Annotated in this window: 18 protein-coding genes; 10 read left to right on the top strand and 8 right to left on the bottom strand. The window is 71.2% G+C overall.

Features of this window, described 5'->3' with window-relative positions:
* The first annotated feature begins 191 nt into the window (after positions 1–191).
* The 9 genes from PGN25_19025 to PGN25_18985 all read left to right on the top strand — a co-directional run bounded on the left by PGN25_19025 (position 192) and on the right by PGN25_18985 (position 10164).
* On the top strand, positions 192–554 hold the full coding sequence (locus PGN25_19025) for a TonB family protein (protein MEH3119614.1): 363 nt from the start codon (positions 192–194) through the stop codon (positions 552–554).
* An 83-nt stretch (positions 555–637) separates the two neighbouring features.
* A complete protein-coding gene (locus tag PGN25_19020) occupies positions 638–2995 on the top strand; it encodes an amino acid decarboxylase (GenBank protein MEH3119613.1) in 2358 nt (785 codons plus the stop codon).
* Positions 2995–3609, top strand: coding sequence for a GNAT family N-acetyltransferase (locus PGN25_19015; protein MEH3119612.1), 615 nt, complete (start codon positions 2995–2997; stop codon positions 3607–3609). Before PGN25_19020 ends, PGN25_19015 begins: the two co-directional genes overlap by 1 nt.
* 214 nt (positions 3610–3823) lie before the next feature.
* Positions 3824–4507 carry a ribulose-phosphate 3-epimerase gene (rpe, locus tag PGN25_19010; GenBank protein MEH3119611.1) on the top strand — a complete coding sequence of 228 codons (684 nt, stop codon included), beginning with the start codon at positions 3824–3826 and terminating at the stop codon, positions 4505–4507.
* Positions 4501–5262 carry an HAD-IA family hydrolase gene (locus PGN25_19005; GenBank protein MEH3119610.1) on the top strand — a complete coding sequence of 254 codons (762 nt, stop codon included), beginning with the start codon at positions 4501–4503 and terminating at the stop codon, positions 5260–5262. Before rpe ends, PGN25_19005 begins: the two co-directional genes overlap by 7 nt.
* A 166-nt stretch (positions 5263–5428) precedes the next feature.
* Positions 5429–6562, top strand: a complete 1134-nt coding sequence (locus tag PGN25_19000) for an OpgC domain-containing protein (protein ID MEH3119609.1) — start codon at positions 5429–5431, stop codon at positions 6560–6562.
* Positions 6487–7464 carry an SGNH/GDSL hydrolase family protein gene (locus tag PGN25_18995; GenBank protein ID MEH3119608.1) on the top strand — a complete coding sequence of 326 codons (978 nt, stop codon included), beginning with the start codon at positions 6487–6489 and terminating at the stop codon, positions 7462–7464. Before PGN25_19000 ends, PGN25_18995 begins: the two co-directional genes overlap by 76 nt.
* 187 nt (positions 7465–7651) lie before the next feature.
* Positions 7652–9019: a lipopolysaccharide biosynthesis protein gene (locus tag PGN25_18990; GenBank protein ID MEH3119607.1), complete on the top strand. Its 1368-nt coding sequence runs from the start codon at positions 7652–7654 to the stop codon at positions 9017–9019.
* Positions 9019–10164 (top strand): GNAT family N-acetyltransferase, encoded by a 1146-nt coding sequence (locus PGN25_18985; protein MEH3119606.1) that lies wholly within the window; start codon positions 9019–9021, stop codon positions 10162–10164. The genes PGN25_18990 and PGN25_18985 overlap by 1 nt, the downstream gene beginning before the upstream one ends.
* A 55-nt stretch (positions 10165–10219) precedes the next feature.
* Here the strand turns inward: PGN25_18985 and gyrB are convergent, their stop codons facing one another.
* From gyrB to PGN25_18945, 8 genes are all read right to left on the bottom strand, one after another.
* Positions 10220–12667, bottom strand: a complete 2448-nt coding sequence (gene gyrB, locus PGN25_18980) for a DNA topoisomerase (ATP-hydrolyzing) subunit B (GenBank protein MEH3119605.1) — start codon at positions 12665–12667, stop codon at positions 10220–10222.
* A 238-nt stretch (positions 12668–12905) separates the two neighbouring features.
* Entirely contained in the window at positions 12906–13550 is a 645-nt protein-coding gene (locus PGN25_18975; GenBank protein ID MEH3119604.1) for an MBL fold metallo-hydrolase, read from the bottom strand.
* Positions 13551–13866: 316 nt separating this feature from the next.
* Positions 13867–14271, bottom strand: coding sequence for an acyl-CoA thioesterase (locus PGN25_18970; protein ID MEH3119603.1), 405 nt, complete (start codon positions 14269–14271; stop codon positions 13867–13869).
* A 96-nt stretch (positions 14272–14367) separates the two neighbouring features.
* A complete protein-coding gene (locus PGN25_18965; GenBank protein MEH3119602.1) occupies positions 14368–14511 on the bottom strand; it encodes a hypothetical protein in 144 nt (47 codons plus the stop codon).
* 203 nt (positions 14512–14714) lie between these two features.
* Positions 14715–14999 carry a hypothetical protein gene (locus PGN25_18960; protein ID MEH3119601.1) on the bottom strand — a complete coding sequence of 95 codons (285 nt, stop codon included), beginning with the start codon at positions 14997–14999 and terminating at the stop codon, positions 14715–14717.
* Between the two features lie 124 nt (positions 15000–15123).
* Positions 15124–15309 (bottom strand): DUF1508 domain-containing protein, encoded by a 186-nt coding sequence (locus PGN25_18955; GenBank protein ID MEH3119600.1) that lies wholly within the window; start codon positions 15307–15309, stop codon positions 15124–15126.
* 94 nt (positions 15310–15403) lie between these two features.
* Complete coding sequence (locus PGN25_18950) at positions 15404–16945, bottom strand: DEAD/DEAH box helicase (GenBank protein ID MEH3119599.1); 1542 nt, start codon at positions 16943–16945, stop codon at positions 15404–15406.
* 274 nt (positions 16946–17219) lie between these two features.
* Positions 17220–17456: a hypothetical protein gene (locus tag PGN25_18945; protein MEH3119598.1), complete on the bottom strand. Its 237-nt coding sequence runs from the start codon at positions 17454–17456 to the stop codon at positions 17220–17222.
* A 189-nt stretch (positions 17457–17645) separates the two neighbouring features.
* Between PGN25_18945 and sseA the strand changes: the two genes are divergently transcribed.
* Positions 17646–18494, top strand: coding sequence for a 3-mercaptopyruvate sulfurtransferase (gene sseA / locus PGN25_18940; GenBank protein ID MEH3119597.1), 849 nt, complete (start codon positions 17646–17648; stop codon positions 18492–18494).
* Positions 18495–18538 lie beyond the last annotated feature (44 nt).

Raw genomic sequence — 18538 nt, 5'->3', positions numbered from 1 at the left:
GCGTCAGCGAAGCGATCCGGGAGCGCGACGCCCGCCGAACGAATGCGCCGCGGATGACGTGCCGGCAGCGTCGCGCGGGGCACTTCGGGTCTCCGGCGGCGTTACAACCCGGGGCAGCCGGGCTTCGAGCCGGCGCAGTCCCCCGAGACGGCGCCGCGAGGCGCCTTTTGCTTTCACGGAGTCCGTCCGCCTTGCGTCCGTTCCCGGTACGGCCCTTCCTCCTCGCGGTGCTGCTGGTGGCCGCCCCGCTCGCGCCGGGGCTCGCCGCGCCGCGGGTCGATGCGCGGGCGAAGGCCTGGGTGGCCGGGGTCGTCAGCCGCATCGGCATGGCCGACCGTGCCGCGGCGGCGGGGCGCGGCGGGCAGGTGACGGTGCGGGTGCGGATCGAGGCCGACGGCGCTCTCGGCGGAATCGTGCTGGAGGAAGGCCCGGCGGCGCTCGGCGCGCGCGCGGCCCGCGCCGTACAGGCCGCCGCGCCCTTCCCGCCGCCGCCACCGGAGCTCCTGACCCTGGAAGGTTTCACGGAACTGAGCTTCCCCCTCACGCTGCGGTGACGAGGCGGACGCGCCCGTGTCATCGAATCGTCGCGGATGGACCGGAAAGGCAGGGTTCCCGTTCGTGAGGAGAGCCGCGCTCCATGGACTTCCACCGTCGCTTCACCGTGCTGATGTGCACCCCCGCCTTCGATCCGGACGATCTGGAGGGCGCGCGGGTCAACCAGATCGTCGCGGCGGTGGAGCAGCGCGGCTTCGAGGTGGTGCGGGCGCGGCGCGTCGAGGACGCCTCGATCGCGGTGCAGACCGACGCGGCGGTCGGCTGCCTCGTGGTGGATTGGGGCAAGCGCGGCCTCGACGGCAAGGCCGCCGCACTCATCGACATGATGCGCAAGCGCGGCCTGGAGATGCCGATCGTCATCATGGTCCGCCGCAAGCGGCTGGAGGACATCCCCGTCGAGCTGCTCGACTTCATCGACGGCTACATCTTCCTCGCCGAGGAGACGCCGGAATTCATCGCCCGCAACCTCGTCTCGCGGGTCACGCAATACGCCGACACGCTGAAGACGCCGTTCTTCGGCGCGCTGGTCGATTACGCCGAGGAGGGCAACCAGCTCTGGACCTGCCCCGGCCACAACGGCGGCATCTTCTACAACCGCTCGCCGATCGGCCGTATCTTCGTCGAGCATCTCGGCGAGGCGATCTTTCGCGACGACCTCGACAACTCGGTGCTCGACCTCGGCGACCTCCTGACCCACGAGGGCCCGGCCCTGAAGGCGCAGAAGGAGGCGGCCAAGATCTTCGGGGCGGAAAAGACCTATTTCGTCCTCAACGGCACCTCGGCCTCCAACAAGATCGTGCTGTCCTCGCTGGTGGCCGAGGACGACCTCGTGCTGTTCGACCGCAACAACCACAAGGCCGCCCATCACGGCGCCCTGTTCCTCGGCGGCGGCATCCCGATCTTTCTGGAGACCGACCGCAACGCCTACGGCCTGATCGGCCCGATCTATCACGAGGCCCTGGACGAGACGCGCATCCGCGAAAAAATCCGGGCCAACCCCTTGGTCGAGGACCCGGAGGCGTGGCGCAGGGAGCGCCCGTTCCGCTGCGCCGTGATCGAGCAGTGCACCTACGACGGCACGATCTACGACGCGCAGGAGATCGTCGAGCGCATCGGCCACCTGTGCGACTACATCCTGTTCGACGAGGCCTGGGCGGGCTTCATGAAGTTCCACCCGCTCTACCAGCGCCGCTTCGCCATGGGCCTGACCGGCCTCGACGAGACCTCGCCGGGCATCATCGCCACGCAATCGACCCACAAGCAGTTGGCCAGCTTCTCCCAGGCCTCGCAGATCCACACCCGGGACGGGCACATCCGCGGCCAGACCCGGCGGGTCGAGCACAAGCGCCTGAACGAGAGCTTCCTGGTCCACGCCTCGACCTCGCCGTTCTACCCGCTCTTCGCCTCGCTCGACGTCGGCGCGCAGATGATGAAGGGCCGCTCCGGCGTGGTGCTGTGGGACGACACCATCCGGCTGGGCATCGAGTGGCGGAAGAAAGCCCGCGCCATCCGCAAGGAGTTCGAGGAGCGCGAGGCCGACCCGAAGCGGCGCTGGTTCTTCGACCCCTTCGTGCCCGACGTGGTGACCGGCCCCGACGGCACCGAGATCCCCTGGGAGGCGGTGCCGACCGACGCGCTCGCCTCCGATGCCCGTTACTGGGAACTGACGCCGGGCGCCGCGTGGCACGGCTTCACCCATGTCGGACCCACCTCCGCGCCGGGCTTCGCCATCACCGACCCGAACAAGCTCACCGTGCTGACACCCGGCTTCGACCGCAGGACGGGCGAATACGCCGAGCACGGCGTGCCGGCCCCGATCGTCGCGCAGTACCTGCGCGAGAACCGGATCGTCCCGGAGAAGAACGACCTCAACTCGCTGCTCTTCCTGCTGACGCCGGGCGTCGAGTCGTCGAAGGCCGGCACGCTGATCTCCGGCCTCGTCGCCTTCAAGCGGCTGCACGACGACAACGTGCCGCTCGAAGAGGCGATGCCGGAATTCGTGGCCCGGCGGCCGAAGCGCTACCGCGGCGTCGGCCTGCGCGATCTGTGCGCCGACTACCACGCCTTCCACCGCGAATCGGGCACCTCGGCGCTCCAGCGCAAGCAGTTCATGCCCGAGCACCTGCCGGAAATGGCGATGGCCCCGAAGGCCGCCGCGCAGATGCTGACCCGCAACCGGGTCGATTACGTGCCGATCGCCGAGGCCGAAGGGCGCATCGCCACCACCCTGATGCTGGTCTATCCCCCCGGCATCGGCACGGTGCTGCCGGGCGAGCGGCTCGACGAGCGGGCCAAGCCCATGCTCGACTACTTCAAGATGTTCGAGGCCGCCGCCAACATCTTCCCCGGCTTCGAGGCGGAGATCCAGGGCGTCTACCGCGAGACCGACCCGGACGGGCGAATCCGCTTCCATACCTACGTCCTGCGCGAGGGCGCCTGATGGCCTCGGGCGCGGCGTCGGTCCTGGCTTGCGCGGACGTGGTGATCCGGCCCTCGTCGGACGCCGACGTGCCGGCGATGATCGCGATCTACGAGCGCCACATCCGCCGGGGCGTCGGCGATACCGGCGACTTCGAGGAGGAGCGCCTGCTGCCCGACGAACTGAAGCGGCGGCGGAAAAACATGCGCAGCAGGCGCCTGCCTCACCTCGTGGCCGAGCGGGGCGGCGGAATCGCCGGCTACGCCTACGCCGTGCCGTTCCGCAAGCGCCCGGCCTACCGCTACGCGCTCAAGCACTCGATCTACGTCCATCCCGACCATCTGCATGCCGGGATCGGCCGCCGGCTGCTGCCGGCGCTGATCGAGGCCTGTTCCGCTGGCGGCTACCGGCAGATGATCGGCTATATCGACGCGAGCAACGAGGCGTCGTTGCGCCTGCACGAGGCCTGCGGCTTCGCCCGCGTCGGCTATCTCCCGGCCATCGGCTACAAGTACGGCCGCTGGAGCGACAGCGTCATCGTGCAGTGCCCGCTGGGCACGGGGGCGGACGACCAGCCGAATGCCTGGCACCGGCCGGAGCGGGAGGGGGCATCCCGGTTTTCACCGATGTCCTGACGTTCTTTCCGTCATCGCGATGACGGCAGAGGTGGAACCGATCGGCCAAAAACGGTGACGAGCGCCGGCCCGCTCGATCCGCGCCGGCTTTTTTGCGTGAAGCCGGCGCGCATCTTGCCAGCCGATGCCCTAGATCGGTGACAGGAAGCCCCTCCCTCCCCAGGGCCGCCCGCTTTTTTCGCGGAGCGGCGCACCGACCCTCCGAGCCGTTGCCATGACCATCCTCGCGCCCTCGATCCTCGCCGCCGACTTCTCCAGGCTCGGCGAGGAGACACGGGCGATCGCGCAAGCCGGCGCCGACTGGATCCATCTCGACGTGATGGACGGGCATTTCGTGCCCAACATCAGCTTCGGCCCGGCGGTGGTGAAGGCGCTGCGGCCCTGGACCGACAAGGTGTTCGACGTCCACCTGATGATCGCGCCGGCCGATCCCTACCTCGCCGCCTTCGCCGAGGCCGGCGCCGACGCGATCACCGTGCATGTCGAGGCCGGCCCCCACGCCCACCGCTCGCTCCAGACGATCCGGGCCCTCGGCAAGCGCGCCGGCGTGGCGCTCAACCCCGGCACCCCCGCCTCCGCCATCGAGCCGTTGCTCGACATGCTCGATCTCGTGCTGGTGATGACCGTCAATCCCGGCTTCGGCGGCCAGAGCTTCATCGGCTCGGCGCTGGAGACCGTCTCCCGCGTCAAGGCGATGACCGCCGGGCGGTCGATCGGCATCTCGGTCGACGGCGGCATCACCCCGGAGACGGCCGGGCCGGCGGCGAAGGCCGGTGCCGACATCCTCGTCGCGGGCTCGGCGGCCTTCAAGGGCGGCGCATCCCACTACGAGAAAAACGTCGCGGCGATCCGCGAGGCGGCCCGCTCGGCCACCGGGCGGGACGGCGTGCGATGCTGAGGGCGCTGATCTTCGACGTCGACGGGACGCTCGCCGAGACCGAGGATCTCCACCGCCAGGGCTTCAACCGCGCCTTCCAGGCGCTCGGCCTGCCCTGGCACTGGTCGCCGGACCTCTACGCCGAACTTCTCAAGGTCATGGGCGGCAAGGAGCGGCTCGTCCACTATATCGAGCGCTTCCATCCCAAGGAGGCGGAAGGGCTCAAGGCCCGGATGCCGGAGATCCACGACCTCAAGACGCGCTTCTACGGCGCGTTGGCCGAGAGCGGCGGCCTCTCCCTGCGGCCCGGCGTGCGGCGCCTCGTCGAGCAGGCGCGAGCGGACGGCGTGCGGCTGGCGGTCGCCACCACCACCAGCCGGCCGAACATCGACCTGCTGCTCCGGCTCAACTTTTCCGACGACGCGCATCCCTTCGACGTGATCGCCGCCGGCGACGAGGCGGCGCAGAAGAAGCCCGCGCCGGACATCTTCGCGCTCGCCGTGCATCGCCTCGGCATCGACCCTTCCGAGGCGATCGCCTTCGAGGATTCGGCGGCCGGCATCCGCTCGGCGCTCGCCGCCGGCCTGCCGGTGCTCGCCACCCGCAGCCGCTACACGCAGAGCCACCGGCTCGACGGCGCCTTCTCCGCGGTCTCCGATCTCGGCGAGCCGGACGCGCCGCACGATCACCTCCAGGGCCATGTCTGGCCGGACGGGATCGTCACACTCGACGCCCTGCGCGACTGGCACGCGGGACATCTGCACGGGGCGGCCTGAGAGCCCGCATCGCACCCTCGTCACCGCCCGGCGGCTTCCCAACCCGCCCCGGCGCGGTCTATCAGGACGGCCGCCTTCCGCTCCGGGTCGCGGGTCCCGGAACGGCGCCGTGCGAGAAACCGGGCCCCTGCCGCATGGACGTCACACCGCCGGACCGTGGAGCCTGATGCGCGAGCCGAACGCGATCGATTTCTGGCGCGGCTTCGCGCTGGTGACGATTTTCATCAATCACATCCCCGGGAATTTCTTCGAGCGCTACACCTTCTCGCAATACGGCATCTCGGATGCCGCCGAGCTGTTCGTGTTCCTGGCCGGCTGGTCGATCGGGCTCGCCACCCGCGGGCGCGACGGCACCCCGGAGCCGCGCATGACCACGGTGCTGCGGCTCCTGTCGCGCACCGTCGAGGTGTACCGCGCGCAGATCACCATCATGGCCCTGGCCCTGGCGATGATCGCCGGATGCGCGCTCTATCTCGACAACCCGCTGATCCTCGAATGGCACAATGCCGGCGGCTTCTTCGCCGACCCGATCCAGACCATGGTCGGCATCGTGGTGCTGACGCACCAGCTCGGCTTCTTCAACATCCTGCCGCTCTACGTGGTGCTGATCGCCATCGCCCCCGCCGTGGTGCTGATCGGCCGGGTCAGCCGGCTTCTCGTTCTGGCGCTGTCGCTGTCGCTCTACGGCGCGAGCCTCGTGTTCGAGTGGAACTTCCCCTCCTGGCCCGGCGAGGGCGACTGGTTCTTCAACCCGCTGTGCTGGCAGCTCCTGCTCGTGCTGGGCTTCCTGTCGAACGAGGCGGCCCGGGGATCGGAACGGCTCCGGCGCCTGTGGCGGCGCCTGATGCCGCTCGGCCTCGTCATCGTCGCGGTCGGCGTCGTGCTCGCGGTGCTGGAACTGCGGCCCGACCCGATGCTGGCACCCGAGCCGCGCCTCGTCTTCACCTTCGACAAGACCTACCTCTCGCCCGCCCGCCTCATCCACTTCTGCGGGATGGTGCTGGCCTTCCAGGGCGTCTATGCCCTCGTCGCCCCGCATGTGGGCCCGCTCGCCCGGTTTCTGTCGGGTTTGGGGCGCAACTCCCTCGCGGTCTTCTCGATGGGATCGCTGTTGAGCCTTGCCGGACAGTTCGTGCGCTTCCAGACCGGTGGCGGTATCATCGTCGACGTTTCGGTCGTAGGGTCCGGCCTGTTCGCACTGGGTTTCACCGCATGGTTCGTCGAATGGCGTTCCCGCAGGCCGCGGCCGACGCGCAAGGCGCCCGACGCCGCCTCGCCCTCATCCTCCCGCTCGGCCTGAGCCTCGGCCTCGGCTGCGCCCCCTCCGCCCGGGGCGAGACGGCGGGGGCGCAGCCGGTGCCGTCCGCACCTCTCTCTTCCGCGGCGGAGGCGCTCGACCAGAGCCTCTCGCCCGAATGCCGTGTGCCGGGCTCGAAGCTCTACACCCTGGCGCGGCTCAAGGCGGTCAAGGCCGCGCTCAAGGAGAAGCGGCCGGTCCGCGTGCTCTCGATCGGCTCCTCCTCGGCCGGGCTCGGCGCCTCCGCGAGCTATCCGGTCAAGCTCGAGAACGCGCTGGAGCAGGCGCTGCCGGACGTGCAGGTCAACGTCGAGGCCCGCGGCCTGCCCGGCGAGGTGGCGAGCGGGGCGGGAGAGCGGCTGCGCTCCATGGTTGCCGAGATCGAGCCCGATCTCGTGGTCTGGCAGGTCGGCACCAACGACGCGCTCGCCCGCGTCGACATCGAGGCCTTCGGCGAGGCCCTGGAGGACACGGTGCGGTGGGTGAAGTCCCACGACATCGACATCGTGCTGATCGACCCGGTCTTCACCGAGAGCCTCGCCCAGGACGCCTACTACACGCAGATGGTGCGCACCGTGCAGGACGTGGCCCGCCGCGAGGCGGTGCCGCTGGTCCACCGCTACGCGGCGATGCGCTACCTCTCGACCCGGAACGGCACCGAGGCCCACATGCTCGGGCGCCATTTCCGGCTCAACGACCTCGGCCTGCGCTGCATGGCCGAGCACGCCACCCGGGCGATCACCCTGTCGCTGCTCCAGCCCGACGCGGCCAAGGCGGATCAGAAGACCGACCCGAAGACGGGTTCCGGCAAAACCGATTCTGCGCAGACGGACTCCACGAAGACCGATCCGGCCCGGACCGGCACGCCCGGCCCCGCACCGCAGTCGGGGCCCAGGCAGCCGTAGCTTGCAGCCGTAGCGTCTTGCCACCCGCCGGGCCCTCGGAGCCTTGTCCCGAAAGGTGGCTGCCGGCTTTGGGAAAAAGACGATGCAAAACCGAAACTCTTAACCCGCTCGAAACGCCGCGCCGCTCAGGCTGGGCGCCGAGCAGGCCGGCCATCGCCGCGCCCGCCGCCCGTTCGAATGGCGCACCATGGCAGCGGACAAGGTGATCGCGGGCGGCCTCGCCTCGTCCTCTCCCCTCGACACGATCCTGCCCCGGCTCCGATCGGCCGCCGCCGTCTCGGCGCTCGGTGTGTTCGCGGTCCGCATCGGCGCGGCCGCCTTCGCCTACGGGGCGCAGGTGCTGATGGCCCGGATGATGGGCGGCACCGAGTACGGCATCTTCGCCACCGTCTGGGTCTGGATCGCGATCCTGGGTCATACCGCGACCCTCGGTCTGTCCCAGGGCGCCTGCCGCTTCCTGCCCGCCGACCAGGCGCTCGGCCGGCTCGACGGCGTGCGCGGATTCCTGCTCGGCGGCGCCCTGGCGAGCCTCGGCGGCGGCCTCGCGCTGTCGCTCGGCGGTCTGGCGGTCGCCCTGTTGCGGGACGGGTTGCTGGCCGGCCCCTACGGCACGCCGATCCTCGTCGCGGCGCTGGTCGTGCCGCTCTTCGCGTTCCAAGACTATCTCGAAGGCGTGGCCCGCAGCCAGAACTGGCCGCTGCTCGCCATCGCACCGCCCTACCTGCTGCGCCAGGGCCTGATCATGGCGGCGATGGTCGGGGCCGTCCTGGCGGGTGCGCCGGCCGAGGCGTGGGTCGCCATCGCCTGCACGCTGGCCGCGACCGGCCTCGCGGCGGCCGGGCAGGCCGGTCTCCTGCTCGTGCGCCTGCGCCGCCACCTGCCGGCGGGCCCGCGGCTCTACCGCTGGCGGCTCTGGCTCGGCGCCTGCTTGCCGATCGCCGCGGGCGATCTCGCGGCCAGCGCCTTCGGCTTCGTCGACGTGGTGATCCTCGGCTTCCTCGTGCCGCCGGAGGCCGTCGGGCTCTATTTCGCCGCCACCCGCATCCAGCAGTTCGTCGCCTTCGTGCACTATGCGGCCTCCGCCGCCACCGCCCAGCGCCTCGCCGCCGCCCGGGCGCGCGGCGACGAGGCGGGCCTCGCCGGGCTGGTGCGCGCGCAGGCGCGCTGGACCTTCCTCGCCACGGCGGGCGTCGGGCTCGGCATCCTCGCGGTGTCGCCCCTGCTGCTCGGCCTGTTCGGAGAGGGGTTCCGCGCCAGCCTGCCGGTCCTGGCGATCCTCGTCGGCGGCAGCGTGGCCGCGAGCCTGTTCGGCCCGGCCGAGGACGTGCTGACCATGCTCGGCGGCGAACGGCTCTGCGCCGGCATCACCCTGGCGATGCTGCTGCTCGCCGCCCTGCTCTGCTTCGTCCTCGTGCCTGGGCTCGGCGTGGCCGGGGCGGCCCTGTCGGTCGCCGCCGCCACGACGCTGCGCGGGCTCGCCATGGCGCTCGGCGCCCGAGCCGTCCACGGCCTCTCGACGCCGGCCGTCGCATTCTTCGCGCCGAGGGGGCCGTGATGCCGCAGGCCGCTCTCGCATCGAGGTCGTCCCGCGCGACCGTCGAGCCGGTCGCGGCGCTTGCGGGGGACGCCGCGGGTTGGGACGCGCTGGCGGTCCGCGCGGCCGAACCGCATCCGTTCTACGCGCGCCACACGATCGAGGCGCACCGGGCCCACGGGCTGTGCGGCCCGCGCCTCTCGGCGGTCGTCGTGCGCGAAGACGGCGCGGCGGCGGCCCTCCTGCCCTTCGTCCTGCGCCCCGACATCGCCGGCCTTGGCGCGGCCCTCGCGCAGCCCTTCCTCTCGCCCTACGTGACGGCGACCGCGCCCCTCGTCGCCGACGGCCCCGGCCTTGAGGTGCGGCTCGACGCCCTGGTCGAGGGCCTCGCGCGTGCCTCCGGCGGCCGGCCCTGGCGCTGGCCGCTGCTGGCGAGCGAATCCAGAATCGGCGTCGGGCTGCTCGCGGCGATGGGCCGGGCCGGCTGGCAGGTCGGCACCGTGGCGGGGTTCGAGCGGCCGGTTCTCGACCGCCGGGCCGATTACGACGCCTTCCTCGCCGGCCACCCGCACAGGAGCCGCCTGAAGGATCTCCGCCGCCGCCGCCGCCGATTGGAGGAGGCCGGCACGGTCACGGTCGAGAGCGCGACGGAAGGCGCGGCCCTGGAGCGGGCGCTCGACGCCTTCCTCACCCTCGAAGCCGCCGGCTGGAAGGGGGCGGCGGGCACCGCCCTGCGCAGCCGCCCGCAGACCGAACGCTTCGCGCGCGCCCTGTTCCGGCCGGAGGCCGGGCCCGTCTCGGTCCGGGCCGACCTGCTGCGCCTGGACGGCCGGACGGTGGCCGCGAGCCTCGCGCTGATCGGCGGCCGGACCGCCCACCTCCTCAAGACCGCCTACGACGAGGGCCTGCACGCCCAGGCCCCCGGCCTCGTGCTGGAGGACGCGATCGTGCGCGCCGTCCACGCCGAGGGGTTCGCCGATCGGCTCGACGCGGCGACGATGCCGGGCTCGGCGCTGGAGAGTCTCTATCCGGAGCGCGAGACGATCCGCGAGATCGTCGCCGTGCCGCCGGGCGCCGGCCTGATCTCCCTGGAGCGGCGCCTGCGCCTCGCCCGTTTCGAGCACCGCGCCAGGGCCGAGGCCAAGCGGCTGCTCGGGCGGAGCTGACGCTCGCTCGTGGCGAGCACGATGCGGCGTTCCCGCCCCACCGGGGATTGATCGATCAAACGTCGAGATTGGCCACGCTGAGCGCGTTCTCCTGGATGAACTCGCGCCGCGGTTCGACCACGTCGCCCATCAGCTTGACGAACAGGTCGTCGGCGTCGGTCGAGTCCTTGACCTTGACCTGCAGCAGCGAGCGCACGTCGCGGTCGAGCGTCGTCTCCCAGAGCTGCTGCGCGGTCATCTCGCCGAGGCCTTTGTAGCGCTGGAGCTGGAGGCCCTTGCGGCCGAACGCCATCACCGCCTCGAACAGGCCGACGGGGCCGTAGAGTTCGGTCTCGTCCCCCTTGCGGGCGAGGGTCACCGGCTCGTCGTAGATCTCGCGCAGGGCTTCCGCCCGCTCGGCGAGGCGGCGGGCCTCCTGCGACGAGAGCAGCGTGGCATCGAGCGCCGCCACCTGTCTGACGCTGCGGAGGATGCGGCTGAAGACGTAGCCGCCCTCCTCGGCCGCACCGCTCCAGCCTTTCTCGATCTCGTCGGCGATGCGGTCGAGGCGCTTGGCCGTGCGGTCGGCCAGCACTTCCGCCTCGCCGACATTCTCGGCCACGTCCCTGGCGAAGGCGCCGGCCAGCACCGCCTGCTCCACCACCGCACGGTCGTAGCGGGTGTGGAGCCCGTGCAGGATGTTGCGGAACGCACGCGCCTCCTCGACCAGCGTCTTGAGCTGCGCGCCGCCGAACTCGATGCCGGAGGCGAGCCGCAGCACCGCACCCTCGACGCCCTGATCGATCAGATAGTCCTCGAGCGCCCGCTCGTCCTTGAGGTAGAGGGCGCGCCGGCCGCGCTCGGCTTTGTAGAGCGGCGGCTGGGCGATGTAGAGGTGCCCGCGCTCGATGAGCTCCGGCATCTGGCGGAAGAAGAACGTCAGGAGCAGCGTGCGGATGTGCGAGCCGTCGACGTCCGCGTCCGTCATGATGATGATGCGGTGATAGCGCAGCTTGTCCGGATTGAAGCCCTCGCGGTCGGTGCTCGACCGGCCGATGCCGGCACCGAGCGCCGTGATCAGCGTGCCGATCTCGGCCGAGGACAGCATCCGGTCGGCGCGCACCCGCTCGACGTTGAGGATCTTTCCGCGCAGCGGCAGCACCGCCTGGAACGTGCGGTCGCGGCCCTGCTTGGCCGAGCCGCCGGCGGAATCGCCCTCCACCAGCAGGATCTCGCACTTGGTGGGGTCGCGCTCCTGGCAGTCGGCGAGCTTTCCGGGCAGGGAGGCGATGTCGAGCGCGCCCTTGCGGGTGATGGTCTCGCGCGCCTTGCGCGCCGCCTCGCGGGCGGCCGCCGCGAGCACCACCTTGGCCATCACGGACTTCGCCTGGGCCGGGTTCTCCTCCAGCCAGGTCGAGAGCCCCTCGTTGAGGATGTTCTCGACCGCCGGACGGACCTCGGAGGAGACGAGCTTGTCCTTGGTCTGCGACGAGAACTTCGGGTCCGGCACCTGCACGGAGATGACCGCGGTCAGGCCCTCGCGGCAATCGTCGCCGGTGAGCGAGACCTTCTCCCTCTTAGCGATCCCCGAGGACTCGGCGTAGCCGGTCATCTGGCGGGTCAGGGCGGCGCGGAAGCCCGCCATGTGGGTGCCGCCGTCGCGTTGCGGGATGTTGTTGGTGAAGGGCAGCACCGTCTCGTTGAACGAGTCGTTCCACCAGAACGCCACCTCGACGCGGATGCCGTCGCGCTCGCCGAGCACGGTGACGGGCTTGGCCATGCCCTCGACGGGTTTGCGCGAGCGGTCGAGATAGCGCACGAAAGCCTCGACGCCGCCCTCGTAGCAGAGCTCCTCCCGCTTGTGCTCGGCGTGCCGCGCGTCGGTCAGCACGATGCGCACGCCCGAATTCAGGAAGGCGAGTTCGCGCAGCCGCTTCTCCAGCGTGGCGTAGTCGAACTCGGTCATCGTGAAGGTTTCGGGGGAGGGCAGGAAGGTCACCTCGGTGCCGCGCCGCTCGCCCGCGGGACCGACCGCCTCCAGCGGCGCCACCGCGTCGCCGTGACGGAACTCCATGCGGTGTTCCTTGCCGCCGCGCCAGATCCGCAGCTTCAGGCTGGTCGAGAGCGCGTTCACGACCGAGACGCCGACGCCGTGCAGGCCGCCGGAGACCTTGTAGGAGTTCTGGTCGAACTTACCGCCGGCATGGAGCTGGGTCATGATGACCTCGGCCGCCGAGACCCCCTCCTCCCTGTGGATGTCGGTGGGGATGCCGCGGCCGTTGTCGGAGACCGTGCAGGAGCCGTCGGGGTTGAGCGTCACCGTCACGAGGTCCGCGTGGCCCGCGAGCGCCTCGTCGACGGCGTTGTCCACCACCTCGTAGATCATGTGGTGGAGGCCGGAGCCGTCATCGGTGTCGCCGATATACATGCCCGGCCGCTTGCGCACGGCATCCAGGCCCTTGAGCACGCGGATCGATTCCGCGCCGTAGCTGTCGGCGTGTTCGGTGTTCGGGGAGTCAGCCATGAAATTCCTCGGGCAGGCGGCTCGCGAGCCTGTTTTCGAACCCGGCCGGGCCGGGCGTGCCTGCTATCTCCGTGCCGATTTCATATAGGCGTTCCCCTCTGATTTCGCATCGCTTTTCGCGTCTCGAAAGCGCTGCGGCACCCGCCTTTCTGACGCGGTTGCGTTAATCCTCCGTTAGGCGCGCGCAGGTCCCGCTTTCGCAGCCGCGGTGGAAACGGCGAATCCCGAAACGACAGCCTCACCCCTGCAGGAACGGGTTCGTCAGCCGCTCCTGCCCCAGCGTCCCGGTGGGGCCGTGCCCAGGGATGAAGGCGACGTCGTCGCCGAGCGGCAGCACCTTCTCCCTGATCATGCGGATCAGTTGCTCGTGGTTGCCGCCGGGCAGGTCGGTACGGCCGATCGACCCCTGGAACACCACGTCGCCGACCAGCGCGAAGCGGGCGTCGCGGCTCATGAACACGACGCTGCCGGGGGAATGGCCGGGGGCGTGCCGGATGTCGAAGGTCAGGCCGCCGACGGTGACGGTGTCGCCCTCGTTCAGCCAGCGGTCCGGCGCGATCGCGCGGGCGCCGTCGAGGCCGTAATTCGCGCCCGTCTCGGGCAGGGAATCGAGCAGGTACTTGTCCGCCTCGTGCGGGCCCTCGACGGGAACGCCGAGGCGCTCCTTCAGCTCCGCGGCCCCGCCGGCATGGTCGATATGGCCGTGGGTGAGCAGGATCTTCTCGACCGTCACGCCCTGCGCCCGGATCGCCGCCTCGATCCGGTCCAGATCACCGCCGGGATCGACGACGGCGCCGACCTTGGTGGCCTCGTCCCAGATCAGGGTGCAGTTCTGCTGGAACGGGGTGACCGGGATGATCGCGGCGCGGGGTGTGGCGGGCATGCGGCCTCGACGGATGGAGACGGGTGCCCGGTTCTAGCCCGCCGCGCCGGGAAGCGCCAATCCGCACGCCCTCACGCCTCCGGGGCCATCGCTTGAAGCGATGGCCCCGGTTTTCTTGGCCAGGGTTTTGCCAGGGTTTTCTTGGCCGGCCTCAGTCGCCGGCGCCCGCCTCCGCGGACATCTCGGCCCCTTGGGCTTTCGCTCCGCTCGATGCTTCTCAGGACCAGGGTCCTGAGAAGCCCGTTCCGCGCGGCGCTCTTGGTCGTGTCCCTTGGCGCCGCGAAGCCGCTCAGGCGGCTTCGAGCGATGGCCCTGCTCACGCCTCCGGGGGGATCGGACGCGGGCGGCCCTCCTCGTCGATGGCGACGAAGGTGAAGGTCGCCTCGGTCACCTTCTCGCGGAACTGCGTCCGGAAGCGGCGGGCCCAGGCTTCGAGATGGATCTTCATCGAGGTGCGGCCGACCCGGCCGATCCGGGTGTAGACGCACAGCACGTCGCCGACGCGCACCGGGCGGATGAAGGTCATCGCATCGACCGCCACCGTGACCACGCGGCCCTGCGCCCGCTCGACGCCGGCGATGCCGCCGGCCTGATCCATCTGCGATAGCACCCAGCCGCCGAAGATGTCGCCGTTGGCGTTGGTGTCCGCCGGCATGGCGATGGTGCGCACCGTCAGGTCGCCGTTGGGATGCTCGTCCCCCACATCGATCGCCCGCGTCATCGATCCTTCCCCCCGTCCGGTCCCGAGTCGCCGCCGCCCTTCGCGGGCAGCCAAGCATGCAGGCTCGACGGGCGCCAGTGGGCAGGACGCGGCGTGTCAGGGCATGACGCCGAGAATCTTCAGGCCGGCGGCGAGGAGGAGCCCCGCGGCGGACACGAACAGTTCCAGCGGGATGTCCTGCCAGGACGGCATACGGAACGGTGCAACCGCGCGCCGCTGCCGCGTCACGAGATCGATCATCGGGCGTCCTCCGGAGCGGCCCGTCCGTCGCGGGTCGGCTCGCCAGGGGCCCATCCTACAACCATGTCCTCCCCTTCGAAAAGCGACGGATCGAACGATCCGATCCGGAACGGAAAAAGCCCGGGGCTCACGCTCCGGGCTCTCGGTCGGAAGACGGGGTGCATCCGGGAAGGCTTCGGAGCCGCCCGAACCGGGCCACCGGCTCAGTAGTAGAAGCGGCGCGGGCCGTAGAAGCGCCGCGGACCGTAGAACGGACGGCGGTAATAGTGGCGACGGTAGAACGGACGCGGGCCGTAGAAGCGGCGGCCGTAATACGGACGCGGACCCCAGTGACGACGATAGTAGTACTGCGCCTTCTCCACGGTCGCGGGTGCGGTTTCGGTCGCCAGCGCGACCGACGGGCCGACCGGTGCGGCCGAGGCGCCCTGCGGGGTGACCGCGGCGAGGCCGAGGGCCATCAGCGCGGCGATCAGGAGTTTCTTGAGCAAGTGGGCATTCCCTCTGCGGCAGTCGCGAACGGACGCGCCGCTTCCGGCGCGCCGCGGGTGCAGAAACGCATGAGGGCGTGAAACGGTTTCGCGAAAAACGCCGGGGCGAACGGTTCAGGACCGATCAGGCGATCTTCGTCGTCATGTCGACGACGGAGGCCTCGCCGCTGCGCTTCACCAGGCCGACGGCGTGCTCGCAATCCTCGCGGCGGACATAGCCCTCACCGGAATCGGCGATGACATGGCCGTTCTGCACGCGCAGGCGCCAGCGCCACTCGCCGCCCGCGTCACGATAGAGTTCGAAGCGCATCTGCCTGCTCCTGACGGACCGCGCGGGAAGCCGGGCGCGGCGCGGGATAGAACGCATCCCGCGCCGAAAGGATCGATGCTGGATCGGAGACGGATCAGGATCGCGGCGCCCGGTCGAGCCAGCCGATGGCGCGACCGCCCTCGCCGCCGCCGGAGCGGGCGGGGCGCCCGTCGCGGCGGCCGTCGTTCGGACGGCCGCCCTGGGGGCGTCCACCCTGCGGACGAGCCGCCTGCGGCCGGCCCTCGCCGGCCCGGTCGGGACGGCGCTGATCCTGCCGCGGCGCCTCGGCGCGGGGGGCGCCGGCGCGCTGATCCTGGCGGTGCCCCGGCTGACCGCCGGGACGGCCGCCGCGAGCCTCGTGGCCGCGCGACTCGCCGCGCTGCTCCGGCCCGCGACCGCCGCCCGGCCGGCCCTGGCGATGGCCGGGACGGCCCTGCGGCTGGCGCGGCGGACGGCGCGCCTCCTCGGCGGCGTTGTCCTGCGCCTCCTGCCGGGTCGGCGGCACGAAGCCCTCGGGGAAGCCGACCACCGGCACCTTCTGGCGCGTGGTGCGCTCGATGTCGCGCAGGTAGGCGCGCTCCTCGTCGTTGCAGAACGAGATCGCCTGCCCCTCCGCGCCGGCGCGGGCGGTACGGCCGATGCGGTGGACGTAGCTCTCCGGCACGTTCGGCAGATCGTAGTTCACGACGTGGCTCACGCCCTCGACGTCGATGCCGCGGGCGGCGATGTCGGTCGCCACCAGCACCCGGCAGGAGCCGTCGCGGAAGGCGGCGAGCGCCCGCTCGCGCTGCGGCTGGCTCTTGTTGCCGTGGATCGCCGCGCCGACGATGCCGACCTTGTCGAGCCCGCGCACCACCCGATCCGCGCCGTGCTTGGTGCGGGTGAAGACGAGGACGCGCTCGATCCCGGGATCGCGCAGGACGTGGTTGAGCAGCGCCTGCTTGGCGCCGGTGTGGCAGAAGATGACCTGCTGGTCGACGCGCTCGGCGGTGGTCGCCACCGGCGTCACCGCCACCTGCACCGGGTTCGAGAGGTACTGGTCGGCGAGCCCGGCGATGTTCTTCGGCATGGTGGCCGAGAAGAACAGGCTCTGGCGCCGCGCCGGCAGCATCTTCACGATGCGCTTGAGCGCGTGGATGAAGCCGAGATCGAGCATCTGGTCGGCCTCGTCGAGGACGAGGATCTCGACGCCCTCCAGCGTCAGCGCCCGGCGGTCGACGAGGTCGATCAGCCGGCCCGGCGTGGCGACGAGGATGTCGACGCCGGGCGCCACCGTGCGCTCCTGGCGGTTGATGTTGACGCCGCCGAACACGACGGTGTTGGTGCAGGGCAGGTGCCGGCCGTAATCCGAGAAGCTCTCGGCGATCTGGCTCGCCAGCTCGCGGGTCGGCGAGAGCACGAGCACGCGGCAGCCGCGGCGCGGGGCGCGGCGGTCGTCGAGCGAGAGCCGGTGCAGGATCGGCAGGGCGAAGGCGGCGGTCTTGCCGGTGCCGGTCTGGGCGATGCCGCACAGGTCGCGGCCCTCCATCGCCGGCGGGATCGCCTGCGACTGGATCGGGGTCGGCGTCACGTAGCCGGCCTCTTCCAGAGCGCAGAGCACGGGCTGAGCGAGGCCGAAATCGGTAAACTGGGTCAAGTCTTTACTTTCGAGGCAGCGGAACCCGCGATCCGGCGCTTCGTGCGCACGGGATCATCGAGGGCGGGTCCATCGGTCCGGGAGGCTGCCCGCGTGATGGGGCGGCCTGGGGTGCATTCACGTTGAAGAGAGGGGCCGGGGCGCGACCTCGAAAAAGGCGCGAACCGTCACGCAGCCCCCTCAAGCGGCCCCGTTCGGCCGCTGACGCTGCAGGTGCGATATGCGACGTTGCACCTGCGAAGTCAATGAGGCGACCGCGAAACGGATGATCGCCTCAGCCTTCGTCGAACCGGCTCATGCGAAAAATCTCGGTGCCGGCCCCGTCGAGCACCCGCACCGCCTCCGCCGCCGTACCGGAGCGCTGCGGCACCCGGGCCCGGGCGAAGAGCCGTTTCGCCCGCTCCTCCGCTCCCTCCGGGCTCGACGTGCGCACGGAGACCCGCTGCTGCACCCCGCCCGGCGCGTCCGGCTCCTCGGGGCCGAGCACTTCGATGTGATAGGTCTCTCGCACGTCGGTCCCTCCCCCTGCGCCGGATGCGGCTTTAACCGAACATCGTGCCGGTTGCAGGCCGCGGAAGGGGCAGGCCGCACGTCGCACCCCGGCAACGTCGCGGCTTTCGCCCTCGCGGCCTTGCCGAAACCCCTCCGATGCCGGATGTGGTATCTTTCAACTCAGGGGCACGCGCGAGCGAGGACACCCATGGCGACATCCCCCTTCGTCACGCCGGACTGGCTGCACCGGCGTCTGAGCGCGCCGGACATCGTCGTGCTCGACGCCTCGTGGTACTTGCCGGCGCAGGGGCGCGACGCCGAGGCCGAGTACCGGGCCGCCCACATCCCCGGTGCGATCCGCTTCGACCTCGATGCGATGAGCGATACCGAATCCCCCCTCCCCCACATGCTGCCGCGGCCCGAGGCGTTCGCCTCGAAGATGCGCGCGCTCGGCGTGGGCGACGGGGCGCAGGTCGTGGTCTACGACGGCATGGGCCTGTTCTCGGCGCCGCGGGTGCGCTGGATGCTCCAGACCTTCGGCGTGCGCGACGTGACGATTCTGGAAGGCGGCCTGCCGGCCTGGGTCGCGGCGGGCTACGCCACCGAGGACGGCGAGGGCCGCCCGCGCGACCGGCGCCACTTCACCGCCCGGCTCGACAACGGCGCGGTCGCGGATGCCGACGACATTGCCCGGGCGCTGGCCAACGGCTCGGCGCAGGTCGTCGACGCCCGCTCCGGCCCGCGCTTCCGTGGCGAGGAGGCGGAGCCGCGCCCCGGCGTGCACCCCGGCCACATGCCCGGCGCCAGGAACCTCCACTACGCCGCGCTCCAGGCCAACGGCCGCCTGCGCGACGAGGCCTCGCTGCGTGCGGCCATCGCCGAGGCCGGGGTCGACCTCGACCGTCCCGTCGTCACCACCTGCGGCTCGGGCGTGACGGCGGCGATCGTCTCGCTCGCGCTGGAAACCCTGGGGCGGCCGCCGCGGGCGCTCTACGACGGCTCCTGGTCCGAATGGGGCTCCGATCCGGAACGGCCCGTCGAGACCGGACCGGTCTGAGGAGCCGATCGGTCGCAGGCTGGGGAGCCGTGCATTGCGGGGAT

This window comes from Methylorubrum populi, from assembly GCA_036946625.1.
Lineage (GTDB): Bacteria > Pseudomonadota > Alphaproteobacteria > Rhizobiales > Beijerinckiaceae > Methylobacterium > Methylobacterium populi_C.
Note: the sequence above shows the minus strand (reverse complement) of the source record. Positions and strands in the feature narration are given on the sequence as shown.